This is a genomic window from Pontibacter indicus (genome assembly GCF_900156345.1).
Taxonomy (GTDB): domain Bacteria; phylum Bacteroidota; class Bacteroidia; order Cytophagales; family Hymenobacteraceae; genus Pontibacter; species Pontibacter indicus.
In genome coordinates this window covers 1,283,976-1,300,044 of record NZ_FTPP01000002.1, presented here as the reverse complement: position 1 = coordinate 1,300,044, position 16,069 = coordinate 1,283,976, and the positions used below count along the sequence as shown (strand labels likewise).

The window sequence follows — 16,069 nt, the reverse complement described above, 5'->3', positions numbered from 1 at the left end:
GCCTGTAGGATAAATGCCATGAAAAGAACCACCCACCTCCGCATCCGCAAAACCCATCGCTACCTGGGCCTTATCACAGGTATACAGTTTGTTATGTGGACCATCGGAGGCATCTATTTCAGCTTCAGCGACCTGGACGAGATCCACGGCGACCACCAGCGCAAAGCAGGTGGCATGGCGCTTGCAAGCGATACGAAACTTGCCTCCCCTGCTGAGGTCATGGCACAGTTACCCCGCACTGCTACCATCACCTCACTCAAACTGATCAACATTCTGGGCACACCGCACTACCAAATCGCTTATCAGGAGGCTGAGGATTATGCCGAACACGGGACTGGGCACGAACAGGGACAAACTATGGTACGAACCCAGCTCGCCGTTGCAGCAACTGGTGAGCTGCGCCCTGCCCTGAATGAACAGGAGGCCATCGAACTTGCCCAACAAAGCTTCGTGGATCCGGTCGCGGTGGCGAAAGTGGAGTATATCACACAGGAGAACATGACCGGGCACCACGAATACAGGGGCAGCGCCCTCCCAGCCTGGGCCATCACCATGGAGCACCCTACCCAGACCACTGTGTATGTGGCAGCCGAACAGGGCATGGTCACGAAATTCCGCAACGACAAGTGGCGCGTTTTCGACTTCCTCTGGATGCTGCACACCATGGACTACCAGGGGCGCGACAACTTTGGCAATCTGCTGCTTCGGGTGTTTTCTGTTGCTGGCATCGTGACGATCCTCTCCGGCTTCGCGCTCTATTTTGTGAGCAACGGCACATCCCGCAGAAGCATGTTGCGAACGCAAGCACGGAAGCGGCCCGTTATCAGCTAAGCTTCAATAAATTGCTATACCTTCTCCACCTGAGCCTTGCCCTAACCGGCGGGGCTTTTATTTTTGGAAAAGGCGCGTCAAAAGGGGAAATTGCATACCTAACGCTAATCTACGATCACCCTTAAAACTATCTTACCCATGCGAAAAATTTACGCGCTCGCCACGGCGGCCCTGGTCTTCCTTAGCCAGTGGGCTTTGGCGCAGAGAGACCTCTCCTACTACCTCCCGCAGGATGTGAGCTACAACAAAGAATTTCCCACCCCCAAAGAAATATTGGGCTACAATGTTGGCGAGTGGCACGTGAGCCACGACCAATTGGCGATGTATATGCGCCAGATGGCAGAGCTCTCCGATCGTATCACCATAGAGGAGTATGCCCGCACCCACGAAAACCGCCCGCTATACCTGCTCACCATCACCTCACCGGAGAACCACAAGAACATCCAGCGCATCAAGGAGCAGCACCGTCAGCTGACGGATCCGAATGCCTCTGGCAAGCTCGACATCAAGAACATGCCGGGTGTGGTTTGGATGGGTTTTAGCGTGCACGGCAACGAACCGAGCGGCAGCAATGCGTCTTTGCTTACCTTGTACCACCTGGCTGCCGCGCAGGGTCCTGAGATCGAAAAGCTGCTCAGCGAAACGGTAATCCTGATCGATCCCTCCATTAACCCGGACGGGCTGAACCGCTTTGCCAGCTGGGTGAACACGCACCGCGGCAAAAACCTGGTAACAGACCCGAACAGCGAGGAGTTTGCCGAGGCCTGGCCACGTGGCCGCACGAACCACTACTGGTTCGACCTGAACCGCGACTGGTTGCCACTGCAGCACCCTGAGTCGAGGGGCAGACTGGTAAAGTTCCATGAGTGGAAGCCGAACGTGCTTACCGATCACCACGAAATGGGCACCAACTCTACTTTCTTCTTCCAGCCAGGTATACCGAGCCGCAACCACCCGCTCACACCAGCCAAAAACTACGAACTGACCAAAAAGATCGCCGGCTTCCATGCCAAGGCCCTCGATAAGATCGGATCTTTCTACTACACCGAGGAGAGCTTCGATGACTTCTATTATGGCAAAGGCTCCACCTATCCGGATGTGAATGGCGCCATCGGCATCTTGTTTGAGCAGGCCAGTTCCAGAGGCCATGCGCAGGAGAGCGTGAACGGCGTACTGACTTTCCCTTTCACCATCCGCAACCAGTTCACCACGACGCTTTCTACATTGGAGGCTGTGCAGAACATGCGTGAGGAGTTGCTGGCCCACCAGCGTGATTTTTACCGCGATGCCCTGAGAGAGTCTGCCAAGGCCTCGTTCAGTGCCTATGTATTCAGTGCCGAGAAAGACCCTGCCCGTGCCTATCACTTGGCCGAGATCATCCACCAGCATCAGATCGACATTTACCGTCCGCAGGAAAAATTTACGATCAACAACGTGACCTATACGCCTGAGAATAGCTACATCATACCGACCAATCAGCCGCAGTACAAGCTGATCGAAGGGATGTTCGAGCGCCGCACTTCGTTCCAGGACAGCCTCTTTTACGACGTGTCGGCCTGGACGCTGCCGCTTGCCTTTAACCTGGAGCACGCCAACCTGAAGTCCGGTCAGTTCAAACGCAACATGCTGGGCCAGAAGCTCGCCTCTGTTGACTTCCCGACAGGTCAGGTAGTGGGCGGCAACAGCGCATATGCTTACGCATTTGAGTGGCACGGTTACTATGCCCCACGAGCGCTCAACACGCTCTTCAACCACGGTCTGCAGGCCCGCGTAGCGACGAGCAAGTTTACAGGCGATGGAAAGCAATTCGACTATGGCACCATCCTGATCCCGGTGACAGGTCAGCCGCACAATGCCGAGCGCATACATGAACTAATGACCCAGATAGCCAAAGACAACGGCATTACGGTACACGCCATGAACACCGGATTTACCGACGGCATCAACCTCGGAAGTCCCGGCATCTATACCTTGCAGCAGCCCAAAGTAGCCATGCTGATTGGCGATGGCGTGAACAGCAACGATGCCGGCGAGGCCTGGCACCTGCTCGACCATCGTTTCGATATCAACACCAGTATGGTGAATGCCGCTTCTGTGAACCGCATCGACCTAAGCCGCTACAATGTGATCGTGATGGCGGATGGTTCTTATGGCAGCATTTCGGAGATGGGCAAAACCAGACTGCGCACCTGGGTGCAGCAGGGAGGAACGTTAATCGGTATGGGCAATGCCACCCGTTGGCTCGCGGATAATAAGATCGGCAGCTTCAGCTTCAAGCAGGACGAAGCCGCTGACAACGCAGCCCGTATACCTTACGCCAGCATGAGCAACACAACCGGTGCACAGGTAATCGGCGGTGCCATCTTCGAAACCAGCCTCGATCTGACACATCCGCTGGGCTATGGCTACTACAACAGCAAACTACCCGTGTTCCGCGACAACCGTTTGTTCATGGAGCCGAGCAAGAGCCCTTTTGCAAACCCGTTGCTATACACTGCCAAGCCACTGCTGAGCGGCTATATTTCAAAACCCAACCTGCAGCAGCTTGGTAACACCGCAGCCATCTCTGTTTCTGCTTTAGGTGGCGGCAAAGTGATCGGCATGACGGACAACCCAAATTTCCGCGCCTTCTGGTTTGGTACCAACAAGTTATTCCTCAACAGCATTTTCTTCGGCCAGATTATCAGCGGAAGCTCCGCCCGTGCCGAGGAAGCAGCACATGAATAAGGTATAGATTATCTTTTGAGAAAAAGGCCGGTGCATGAGCACCGGCCTTTTTTGTTGGCTTTACAGGTTGTAATACATAGCCTCTTTTATCAACCAGGGAGAACATTTATGATATTGCTATTTCTCAGGTATAGCAGTGTAGTTTCAATTGGTGCTTTAGCTGATTTATGCATTCCCCTCGTTCTTTTCGGAAGGGTATTAGGTAACGATTGACATCCCCCTGCCCCCTTCGAAGGGGGACTTTCTGCCATTACCAGTGCCAGGTATTGACTTTGTAGTTTCCGGTATTGTTACAAACAACTGGCAGGTATAGCAAAACTAACTTGCACGCTGGCTACAAAGTGAATAGCGGTGCCAGGTGCACTTTACGACGCTCCACTGTTTGAGCGTTCAGCGAGTTTGGAGCGTCTTGATTTTTTTGCTTACTTTTTTCATCAAGGAAAAAAGTAAGGCCCGCCCGGCCAGGGCAAGCTACAAAGCAGTACAGGTTGCTATACCTGCGACAGCTCCAGCTATACCACCTGCCCGCCGCACAGGCGAAAAGCCAGCTATGCAATAGCACTCTTGCTATACCTGCAGCAGAAGCAACTACAAAGCAAACCAGTCAAGTCTACACTCAATGGCAATAAACTGCCCTTAAAAGCAGAAAGGCCGGCGCAAATGCGCCGGCCTTTCTCTTTTGTAAACGATGGACCTGGCTCTTATTTGAAGCGGTAACCTAGTACAATTTCGTGGGAGCCAGCACTCTGGTGGCGCATCGGCGATACGGTAATGTCGTAGGTATAGCTGAGCTGGAACTGTTCCTGAAACTGCACGCCAACCAAACCCACAATGGCATCCTGGGTGCGATACGAAACGCCAGCCCATACTTGGTCGTCGTACACGGTTTTCTGGCGGCGCTTGCTCATGTGGTAGGAGGCCTTCAGGTTAAAGTCAGCCTGGATCGGGGCGCCCTGCACGTACTTGAGCAAAGCAGAGGGCATCAGCATGATCTCGTCGTGCACATCGAAGTTATACCCACCCGACACAAACAAGTGGCGCGAGAGGCGGCTTACTTCTTCTCCCCCATCCACTTCGTGGATCTTGTTGCCCAGTACCTGAAACAGAGATATGCCGAAGTAAAAGTCCTTGGAGTGCATGAACGTACCCAGCGTCAGGTCGGGCATGAAGGCATCCACGCGGCCGTGGTTAGTCACTGGGTCGCGCTCGTTGGAGCCGTCTGCCAGGCGCACCTTGGCTGGGTCGAAACGGAACTGCTGGAAACCGGCTGAGAAGCCAGACGACAGGAAGATGCTTCGGTTCAGGGGTACGTGGTACGCGTAGGAAGCCAGCGCGCCGGTACGGGTGGTGGGACCAGTCTGGTCGGTGTAGACCATGCCGCCCGCGCCATGGAAGCCCTGCGCCCTGCGGCTGCGCTTGAGGTGCTTGTTAAACAGGGCACCCTCGCCGCTCACGTAAAAGGTTTTGGGAGCGCCCTCAAAGCCAACCCACTGGTTACGGTAGCCCATTTTGATGCTTACATCCTTCTCGAACCCGGCTACTGCCGGGTTGAGAATGAAGTAATTGGTCATATACTGCGAGTAAAGGGCTTTCTGCTGGGCCGATGCCGTGAACGCGATCAGCAGGAAGCAAATTATTAAGATATTATTTTTCATAACGGTCTCTTTCTAAAATGGCGAAACTTAACGCATGATGGTCACTGAAGTCTTGACGGCCGGGGTCTTGTCACCGTCACCGAACTCGATGATGGCGTAGTAGGTGCCGTCTGGCAGGCGTTTGCCATTGTGCGTACCGTCCCACTCTTTTACATATCCCTTCGACTCGAACACCGGGCTACCCCAGCGGTTGTACACCGTCACGCGGCAGTTCGGATAAACCTGCGGCAGGTTACGAATTACCCAGGTGTCGTTGAGGCCGTCGCCGTTCGGTGTGAAGCCGTTCGGAATGTCCAGCTCGCCCAGGCTCGTCACGTCAAACTCCACTTCGGTGATACAGCCGTTGGCATCGCGCACTTTCAGGTAGTGCTTACCACCGCGCAGGTTCTGGAACTCCGACTCAGCCACATACTCGCCACCGTTCAGGGAGTAGGCGTAGGGTGCCGTTCCGCCGCTGATTGCGCTCACTTTGGCGCTGCCTGAGTTAGGCTTGCCAGGTATACCGTCGTTCACGTCCATCTCCACTTGCAGGGCGGTTGGCTCCTTGATCTCCACAGCACCCAGTGTGATGGTGCAGGTGGAAGAGAAGCGCGTCACGACCTGGTAAGTGCCCTTGGCCAGTCCTGTGAACTCCGGAGTCTTCTGGAAGGTCTTGCCGTTGTCGATGCTGTACTCGGTGTTGGCATCGCCGCCGGTCGCCTCGATCAGGATCACCCCGTTCTTCTCGCCGTAGCAGCTGATATGCGTCACATTGGCCACTTTGCTCGACAGACCAACCACAGTAACCGGCACTGAGAAGGTACAGCCTTTGGCGTCTTTCACGATCAAGGTATAGCTACCGGCTGCTACGTTAGCCAGGGTGGCCGAAGCGGAGAAGTTCGTACCGTCAAGTGAGTAGGTATAAGGTGCTGTGCCACCTGTCACTTCGGTTACCTTCACTTCGCCAGCCGCATTGCCGCAGGCCGCGGCCGATACAGTGAACTTCACGTCGGTCAGCATCGGAGAATTCTGCAGCGTCACGGTCTGTACCAGTGTGCAGCCGCTGGCGTCTATTACCGTTACCGTGTACTCTCCCTCGGCCAGACCCGTGAAGGTTGGTTCTGAGCTGAAGTTCGTACCGTCGAGGCTGTAGGTATAAGGAGCCGTTCCACCCACGATCGCGCTGATGGCAATGCGGCCGTTGCGCTCATCGCAACTGGCATCGGTGCCGGTCGCTGTGAAGCTCTCTATACCTCCGCTTGTTGTAACCGCCTGCTCTACTGTGATGGCACAGCCTTCGGCGTCTTTGATCGTGATGGTATAAGCACCTGCTGCTAGGTTAGCAAAAGTGGCCGAGGCCTGGAAGCTGCCACCGTTCAGGCTGTAGGTATAAGGGGCTGTGCCTCCGTCTACAGTCGTTACCGTGATCGAGCCGTTTGCCTCACCGCAGGCCGCCTGCTTGGCTGCTACAGTCGCTTCTTTCGGACCTTTCTGGCCAACTGTCACCTTGGTGGCAACCGTACAGCCGTTCGCGTCTTTCACCGTCACTTCGTACTCACCCGGCGCCAGTGCCGCGAAGGCCGTGGAAGCCTGGAAAGCAGCGCCGTTAAGTGAGTAGGTATAAGGTGCCACACCGCCGGTTACCTGGCCCACTGTGATCTTACCGTCCTTGGCGTCGCAAGAGGCAGCGGTGGCGTTAGCAGTCACGGCCGATGGACCGGCTACGTTCTCCACCACTACTTTCTTCTCGATGGTACAGCCGTTGGCATCGCGCACCACGACAGTATGCTCACCTGCCGCTACTGAAGTGAAGGCCGCTTCGCTCTGGAAGCTTCCGCCGTTCAGACTGTAGGTATACGGAGCCGTACCGCCTTTCACGCCGCTCGCCACGATGCCGCCGTTGGCTTCGCCGCAGGTTGCGGTAGAGGCTGTCAGCGCAAACTCCGTCGGACCGGCAATGTTCTCGATCACGACCGCTTTGCTGAAGGTACAGCCGTTGGCGTCTTTGATGTATACTGTATGGTTACCAGCCGCCATACCTGTCAGTTCAGCCGAAGCCTGGAAGCTTGTGCCGTCCTTACTGTAGGTATAAGGTGCTTTGCCGCCCGTCACCGTGCCTATCGTCACGCTGCCGTTGCTGGCACCGCAGGTAGAGGCTTTGGTCGTAGTGGCAAATCCGGAAGGACCGTCGGTGTTCGTTACTGTCACCGCTTTGGCGAAGGTACAGCCATTGGCATCCTTCACCGTCACCTGGTATTCGCCAGCTGCCAAACCAGAGAAGCTGGCTGCTGTCTGGAAGTTGGTGCCGTTGATGCTGTAGGTATAAGGAGCCGTGCCGCCCGCTACGTTGCTCACGCTGATCTGTCCGTTGCTGTTGCCGCAGGTAGTGTTCTGGGCAGCGGCTGTGAGGTCAGATGGGCCGGCTACGTCGCTGATGGTGATGGTCTCGGTGTGCGTACAGTTGTTGGCGTCTTTTACCGTTACCGTGTACTCCCCTGCCAGCAGACCTGAGAAGCTGGCTGCGTTTTGGAAGGCGCCTCCGTTCAGGCTATAGGTATAAGGAGCCACGCCGCCGGTAACCGAAGTGATGCGGATGCTGCCGTTGTCGCTGCCGCAAGTGGAGTTGTTGGTTGAAGCAACAAAGCTGCCCGGACCGTCCTTCTCAACTTTCACTGTTGTGGTCGTTTCGCAACCGTTCGCGTCGCGCACGGTCAGGGTATATTCTCCTGAAGCCAGTGCCGTGAAGGCTGTTCCGCTCTGGAACGCACCACCGTTTAGGCTGTAGGTATAAGGAGCCACGCCGCCTGTTACTGTGCCTGCCGTAATGCGGCCGTCGTTGTCAGCACAGGTTGCCGCTTGCGCGCTCGCCGCTACCGCAGATGGACCCGCGATATCTGTTACCGTGAAGGCTTTGGCAAACGTACAGCCATTGGCGTCTTTCACCGTGATGGTATGGTTTCCGGCCAGCAGCCCTGTGAAGGTAGCCGCAGCCTGGAAGGTTTTGCCATCGATGGCGTAAGAGTAAGGAGCCGTTCCACCTGAAACATTCGTCAGGGTTAGCTCGCCGTTTGCCGCACCGCAGGTAGAGGCTTTGGCAGAAGCCGTCAGGTCGGAAGGCCCGGCGATGTTCGTCACCACAATCTCCTTGCTGAAGGTACAGCCGTTGGCATCGCGCACGGTCACGGTATAAGTTCCGGCTAGTACCGCCTCGAAGGTGGTGCCTGCCTGGAAGCTGTTCCCGTTGATGGAGTAGGTATAGCCGGCTGTTCCGCCTGTTACACCTGTCACCGTAATGGTACCATTTGCAGCGCCGCAGGTAGAAGCCGTGCTGGCCAGCGTCATGTTGCTTGGACCAGGCACATTCTCTATCGTCACTTCTTTCGAGATCACGCAGCCGTTGGCGTCTTTTACCGTGATGGTGTGCTTGCCAGCCAGCAGCCCTGTCAGCGTAGCCGAGGCCTGGAAGTTGGAGCCGTCGGTGCTGTAGGTATAAGGCGCTGTGCCTTTTTCTACTGAAGCCACGGTAATAGAACCGTTCGCGCGACCGCAGCTCGAAGACAGGGCAGTAGCTACGAAGTCAGACGGTCCTGGGATGTTCTCAACAACAACCGTTACAAAGAAATAGCACCCGTTGGCATCTCTCACGGACACGGTATACTCGCCCGCCGCTACCGAAGTAAATGTGTTGGATTCCTGGTAGGCTGTGCCGTCTATCTTATAGGTATAAGGAAGAGTCCCCCCTGTTACGGCGCTAACTGTAATCTGACCATTCGGGCTACCACAAGTAGAAGCTTTCACTACAATAGTCATGTCAGATGGACCGGGCACGTTGTCCAGTGTTACAGTCCTTGTTACTGTACATCCCTTCGCATCCTTCACTGTGATAGTATGGTTGCCCGGCAGCATAGTAATAAAGGTTGCTGAGGTCTGGAAGTTCACCCCGTCCTTGCTGTAGGTATAAGGAGCCGTGCCACCTTCTACCGCACCCACTGTGATCGTACCGTTACCGTTTCCACAGGTAGCTGAGATAGTAGTAGTGGCAAAGTTGGTCGGGATGTTCTTGTTGATGGTTACTGCTCTGGTCACGATACAGCCGTTGGCGTCTTTCACTGACAAGGTATAGCTTCCGGAGGCAAGGCCTGAGAAAGTAGTGCCCGTCTGGAACGTCGTGCCGTTGATGCTGTAGGTATAAGGAGCAACACCGCCTGTTACCGCACCCGCCGTGATGGAGCCATCGTTGTCGGCGCAGCTCGCTGCACCAGATGTCGCTGCCACTGCAGTAGGTCCACCGATGTTGGTCACATCAAAGGCCTTCTCGAAAATACAGCCGTTGGCGTCACGCACGGTGATGGTGTGCGACCCCGCTGCAAAACCAGTCAGGGTCGTTTCAGCCTGGAAGTTCACGCCGTCTTTGCTGTAGGTATAAGGAGCAGTGCCGCCTGTTGTGCCTGTGATGGTCAGTTCGCCGTTAGACGTGCCGCAGGTAGAGGCTTTGGCAGTGGCTGCCAGGTCAGATGGACCTGCGATGTCAGTCACCGTGATCTCTCTGCTCAGGGTACAGCCGTTGGCATCTTTTACCGTTACGGTATACTTACCAGCCAGTACGGACTCAAAGCGTGTTCCAACCTGGAAGGTCGTGCCGTTGATCGAGTAGGTATAAGGAGCTGTTCCACCGGTTACGCCGTTCACGGTAACCACACTGTTGGCGCTGCCGCAGGTAGAGGCCGTGCTGGCCAGTGTGAGTTCGCTTGGTCCCGGGATGTTCTCGATCGTGATGTCCTTGGCAATCAAACAGCCGTTGGCATCTTTCACCGTGATGGTGTACTCCCCTGCCGCCAGCGAACCGAAGTTGGCCGAAGTCTGGAAGTTTGTGCCGTCTTTGCTGTAGGTATACGGCGCTGTGCCACCCATCACATTGCTCACGGTGATGCTCGCATTGCGGTTTCCGCAAGTGGACGAAGCGCCCGCTAGTGTGAAGTCAGATGGTCCGGCGATGTCCTGTACCTGTACCGTTACCGTGCCGATACAGCCATTGGCGTCCTTCACCGACACCGCATACTCCCCTGCCTTTACATTGGCAAAAGTAGTAGTGCTTTGGAACGCGGTGCCGTCGATGCTGTAGGTATAAGGGGCCACGCCACCTGTTACTGTTCCTACCGAAATGCTGCCGTTGCTGGCGCCGCAGGTAGTGGCTTTTGTCGTGGCTGTGAACTGCGGACCTTCCACATTCTCCAGCGTTACCGACTTGGTGAACTCGCAGCCTTTCGCGTCGCGTACGGTGATGCGGTGCGCACCCGCTGCCAGTCCGGTGAAAGTGGTACCCGACTGGAAGCTGCCGCCGTTTACACTATAAGTATAAGGAGCCGTTCCGCCTGTCACTGTTCCAACCGAAATGCTACCGTCGCTGCGACCGCAGGTAGATGACACGGTGGTGTGGGCCAGGTTCGTCGGCACGTTCTCGCCTACTGTCACCGTGCGTGTCACGATACAGCCGTTGGCATCCTTCACCGACAAGGTATAGCTTCCGGAAGCGAGGCCCGTGAAGGCTGTTGAAGTCTGGAAAGTAGTACCGTTGATGCTGTAGGTATAAGGCGCTGTGCCACCGGTTACCGTACCGGCCGTGATCGTACCGTCGTTGTCGTTACAGCTGGCTGGTGTTGCCGAAGCTGCTACAGCCGTCGGGCCGCCGATGTTGGCAACGGTTACGGACTTGGAGAAAGTACAACCGTTGGCGTCTTTTACAGTTATGGTGTGCGTGCCTGCTGCGAAACCGGTCAGGGTGGTCTCAGCCTGGAAGTTCACGCCGTCCCTGCTGTAGGTATAGCCGGATGTTCCGCCTATCACAGCTGTTACTGTAATTTCACCATTGCTGGTACCGCAAGTAGTGGCTTTGGCAGTAGCGGTCAGGTCCGTTGGCCCGGCGATATTTTCTACCACAACCTCCTTTCTGAACGTACAGCCGTTGGCGTCCTTCACGGTGATGGTATAGGTACCGGCCAGCAGGGTTCCAAAAGAAGCCGTTGCCTGGAAGTTCGTACCATCTACACTATAGGTATAAGGAGCCGTGCCGCCTGCCACGTTGCTTACTGAAACAGAGCCGTTGGTGCTGCCGCAGGTAGAGGCTTTCGAAGCAAGCGTCAGGTCCGATGGACCAGCGACGTCCGTCACTTCTACTTCCTTCACCGCAGTACAGCCATTGGCATCTTTCACGGCAATGGTATAAGTGCCCGCCTTCAGATTGGCGAAGCTGTTGCCGCTCTGGAAGGTGCCACCGTAGATGCTGTAGGTATAAGGAGTCGTGCCACCGTTCACCTCGCTCACGCTGATGCGTCCGTTGCTGGCGCCGCAAGTCGAGGCCTGCGCGGTAACCGCAAAGTTCGGACCGGCGATGTTAGTCACGACCACGTCTTTGGCAAAGGTACAGCCGTTGGCATCGCGCACTGCAATGCTGTAGGTGCCTTCTGCCAGACCTGTGAAAGTAGCTGAAGTCTGGAAAGTACCGCCGTTGAGGCTGTAGGTATAAGGCTCCACGCCGCCGCTCACATTTGTCACAGTCAGCTGACCGTTCGGGTTGCCGCAGGTTGAGGAAGTGGCAGTAGCCGTCAGGTTAGCCGGACCGGCCACATCGCTTACCGTCACAGTTTTGGCGAACGTACAGCCTTTGGCATCTTTCACCGTGATGGTGTGCGTGCCTGCCACAAAGCCTGTCAGGGTTGAAGAAGTCTGGAAAGTCGTTCCATCCTTGCTGTAGGTATAAGGAGCAAATCCACCCGTTACCGCGCCTACCGTGATCGTGCCGTTGTTGCTTCCGCAAGTGGTGGCAGTAGTCGTAGCAGCAAAGTTGGTTGGGATGTTCTTGTTGATCGTAATCGCTCTGGTGACTGTACATCCGTTGGCATCGCGCGCCGTCAAGGTATAGCTTCCGGAGGCAAGACCTGTGAAGGCAGTGCCTGTCTGGAACGTAGTGCCGTTGATGCTGTACTGATAAGGAGCCGTGCCGCCCGTTACCGCACCCGCCGTGATGGAGCCGTCGTTGTTGGCGCAGCTGGCCGCTGCCGAAGTAGCCGCCACCGCCGTTGGACCAGCCACGTTGGTCAGGGTGAAGGACTTGGCGATGATACAGCCGTTCGCGTCTTTCACCGTGATGGTGTGTGCACCCTGTGCCAGTCCTGTGAAAGTTGCCGAGGTCTGGAAGTTCACCCCGTCCTTGCTATAGGTATAAGGAGCCGTGCCGCCCGTTCTGCCTGTCACCGTAATCTCTCCGTTCGCAGCGCCGCATGTAGTGGCCTTCAGGCTAGCGGTGAAATCAGTTGGACCGGCAATGTTGGTTACGCTGATCTGCTTGGTAAACGTACAGCCGTTGGCATCGCGCACCGTAATGGTATAGTTGCCTTCCGCCAGCGATCCGAAAGTGGTGGAAGCCTGGAAGTTCGTGCCGTCTTTGCTGTAGGTATAACCGGCTTTTCCGCCCGTAACCGCACCTACCACAATGGAACCATTGCTGGCACCGCAAGTCGAGGAACTGGCCGTCAGCGCGAAATCGCTTGGACCAGGCACGTCTTCAACCACTACAGACTTCGCGAAGGTACAGCCGTTTGCGTCCTTCACCGTGATGGTATAGGTACCGGCTGTGAGTGATCCGAAGGCGTTAGAGGTCTGGAAATTCACCCCATCCTTGCTGTAGGTATAGGCAGAGGTACCACCCGAAACAGCCGTTACCCGGATGCTGCCGTTGTTGCGACCGCATGAAGTGGTGGTAACAGAAGCCGTGAAATCAGAAGGGCCCGCCACATCCGGCACCACAACTGCCTGGGTATGGGTACAGCCATTGGCGTCCTTCACCGTCACGTTGTAGGTTTTGGCGATCAGGCCTGTGAAAGTAGCCGAGGTCTGGAAGTTGGTGCCATCGATACTATAGGTATAGGCAGATGTTCCGCCTGTCACGCCGCTCAAAGTCAGTTGTCCGTTGCTGGCGCCGCAGGTTGAGGCCTTTACGGTAGCGGTCAGTGCAGACGGGCCAGCTGTGTTGGTTACTGTAACTGCTTTAGTGAAGGTACAGCCGTTGGCGTCGCGCACCGTGATGGAGTAGTTGCCCGCCAGCAGGTTGCTGAACGAGGTAGTGCTCTGGAAGGCACCGCCGTTGATGGAATAGGTATAAGGCGAAACGCCGCCCGTTGTTCCGTTAATGCGCACCACACCGTTGGCGCTTCCGCAGGTAGAGGCTGTGCTGGCCAGGTTCAGGTTCGTAGGTCCGGCAATGTTGGTCACGGCCACGGCGGCCGTATTCAAACAGCCATTCGCATCACGCACCGTGATGGTATAGTTTCCGGCCGCCAGGTTGTCGAACAAGGCCGCATCCTGGAACGTGGTGCCGTCTTTGCTATACTTGAAAGGAGCCGTTCCGCCGCTCACCGCTACATTGATGCGGCCATTGCTGGCACCGCAGGTAGAGGATGTGGCTGTTGCCGTCAGTTCTGGTCCGGCAATGTTTGGCACCATCACCGTCTCCATATAAATACAGCCGTTGGCATCCTTCACTCTGACCTGGTAGCTGCCAGCCGCCAATGCAGTGAATGTGTTCGAGGTCTGGTAAGCGCCGCCGTTGATGGAATAGGTATAGTTTCGCGTGCCGCCGGTTACGGAGTTCACGGTAAATGAGCCATTCGGATCACCGCAGGTAGAGGCCTTCACCGTCGCTTGCAGATCCGTCGGACCTGGGACATTGGTGATCGCTACCGTCTTGGCAAACGTACAGCCGCGCGCATCCTTAATCGTGATGGTGTGGGTTCCTTCCGCCAAACCAGTCAGCGTAGCCGAAGTCTGGAAGGTCGTGCCGTTTTTGCTGTAGGTATAAGGCGCCGTGCCACCCACAATACCGCTCACTACCACGGTGCCGTTTGCGTTGCCGCAAGTAGCCGCAGCTGGCGTAGCCGTAAAGTTTGTCGGCATCACTTTATCGATCGTCACCGCTCTGGTAATAATACAGCCGTTGGCATCCTTCGCCGTTAAGGTATAGTTGCCTGAGGCAAGGCCTGTGAAAGCCGTGCCTGTCTGGAAAGTGGTACCGTTGATACTGTAGGTATAGGGAGCTGTGCCACCCGTAACTGCACCGGCTGTAATGGAGCCGTCGTTGTCGGCGCAGCTGGCTGCTGCTGGTGTAGCCGCTACTGCCGTTGGACCGGCCACGTTGGTCAGGGTGAAGGACTTGGCGATGATACAGCCGTTGGCGTCTTTCACCGTGATGGTGTGAGCGCCCTGCGCCAGGCCGGTGAAGGTGGCTGAGGTCTGGAAGTTCACGCCGTCCTTGCTATAAGTATACGGAGCCGTGCCGCCTGTTCTGCCTGTCACCGTGATCTCGCCGTTCGTAGCGCCGCAGGTGGTGGCCTTCAGGCTGGCTGTGAAATCAGTAGGGCCGGCGATGTTGGTTACCGTCACTTGCTTGGCGAAGGTACAGCCTTTGGCATCTTTCACGGTGATGGTATGCGTGCCAGCCGCAAATCCGGTAAGTTCTGCCGAAGTCTGGAAGGTAGTGCCGTTTTTGCTGTAGGTATACGGACTGATACCACCCACCACATCGCTCACCGTAACGGTACCGTTGCTGGCGCCGCAGGTAGAAGCAACTGGGGTAACGGTGAAGTTGGTCAGTGTTGCCTGAGTAACGGTCACCGCTCTGGTAATGATACAGCCGTTGGCATCGCGGGCTCTTAAGGTATAGCTTCCGGAGGCAAGGCCGGTAAAGACAGTGCCCGCCTGGAAGGTTGTGCCGTTGATGGAGTACTCATAAGGTGCCGTGCCGCCCGTCACTGCGCCCGCCGTGATGGAGCCGTCGTTGTTCAGACAGCTGGCTGGGTTTGAAGTGGCTGCTACGGCCGTTGGCCCCGGCGTATTGGTCAGCGTGAAGGACTTGGCAACGATACAGCCATTGGCGTCTTTCACTGTAATGGTATGGTTACCCACAGCCAGCCCGGTGAAGGTAGTGGAAGTCTGGAAATTCGCCCCGTCTTTGCTGTAGGTATAAGGTGCCGTGCCGCCTGTTACGCCATTCACCACAATGCGTCCGTTGGCGTTACCGCAAGTCGTGTTGGTTGGTGTGGCCGCGAAGTCAGCCGGGCCGGTTACCTGCGTCACTGTAAACGACTGCGTAATAGCACAGCCTTTTTCGTCCGTAACCGTTACGGAGTAAGTGCCTGCGGAAAGGCCGTTGATCGTGGCTGTTGTCGCACCGTTGCTCCAGCGGTAGCGCAAGGCGCCCTGCGCACCCGTTACGTTTGCCGTGATGGTGCCGAGCGTGCCGTTACAGATCACAGGCGTACCTGTCAGGTTTACCTCCATTTTATAGAAGGTGATGCGCGTCGTGCTGCGAACCGGCGAACAGTTGCCGTTTCCAGTTGACTCGAGGGTAAGCGTAACAGCCCCGGCAGCGATATCGGCAGCAGAAGGCGTGTAAACGGCATTCAAATCATCCCGGTTAGAGAACGTACCGCTGCCACTCGTGCTCCAGCGCCCTCCGAGGGCAGCTGTGACCGTACCGGCCAGCTGCACCGTGCCCGAAGAACAGACCAGCTGATCTGCCCCGGCGTTCGCGGTAAGGTTGGTCACCACGTTAACCGTGGCCGAGAACTCTTTACAGTTAAGGGAGTTTTTCGGAACCGCCGCAAATTTGTAGGTTCCGACAGCAGGAGCGGTATAAGTGATGCCCCGCCCGACTTCAACGCCGTTTGAATTATACCAGAAGTAGTCAAAGCCAGCTGCCTGATCACCGCCTGTTACATTGCCGGTAAGCTCCACACTGCTTCCTCCCGGACAAATAATGGCTGGCTCAGGCCCAACGGAAACAACAGGTTCTGGGTGAAAATATACTCTAACCTCATCATAAT

Annotated in this window: 4 protein-coding genes; 2 read left to right on the top strand and 2 right to left on the bottom strand. The window is 56.2% G+C overall.

The window, feature by feature from the left end; translation table 11 throughout:
* Positions 1–18: 18 nt before the first annotated feature.
* A complete protein-coding gene (locus tag B0B12_RS14535) occupies positions 19–831 on the top strand; it encodes a PepSY domain-containing protein (protein ID WP_076670051.1) in 813 nt (270 codons plus the stop codon).
* A 138-nt stretch (positions 832–969) separates the two neighbouring features.
* Positions 970–3,558 (top strand): M14 family metallopeptidase, encoded by a 2,589-nt coding sequence (locus B0B12_RS14530; RefSeq protein WP_076670049.1) that lies wholly within the window; start codon positions 970–972, stop codon positions 3,556–3,558.
* 701 nt (positions 3,559–4,259) lie between these two features.
* Here B0B12_RS14530 and B0B12_RS14525 read toward each other — a convergent pair.
* Positions 4,260–5,213, bottom strand: a complete 954-nt coding sequence (locus tag B0B12_RS14525; RefSeq protein WP_076670046.1) for a PorP/SprF family type IX secretion system membrane protein — start codon at positions 5,211–5,213, stop codon at positions 4,260–4,262.
* Positions 5,214–5,240: 27 nt separating this feature from the next.
* Positions 5,241–15,980, bottom strand: coding sequence for a T9SS type B sorting domain-containing protein (locus tag B0B12_RS20130; protein ID WP_076670043.1), 10,740 nt, complete (start codon positions 15,978–15,980; stop codon positions 5,241–5,243).
* Positions 15,981–16,069: the final 89 nt, after the last annotated feature.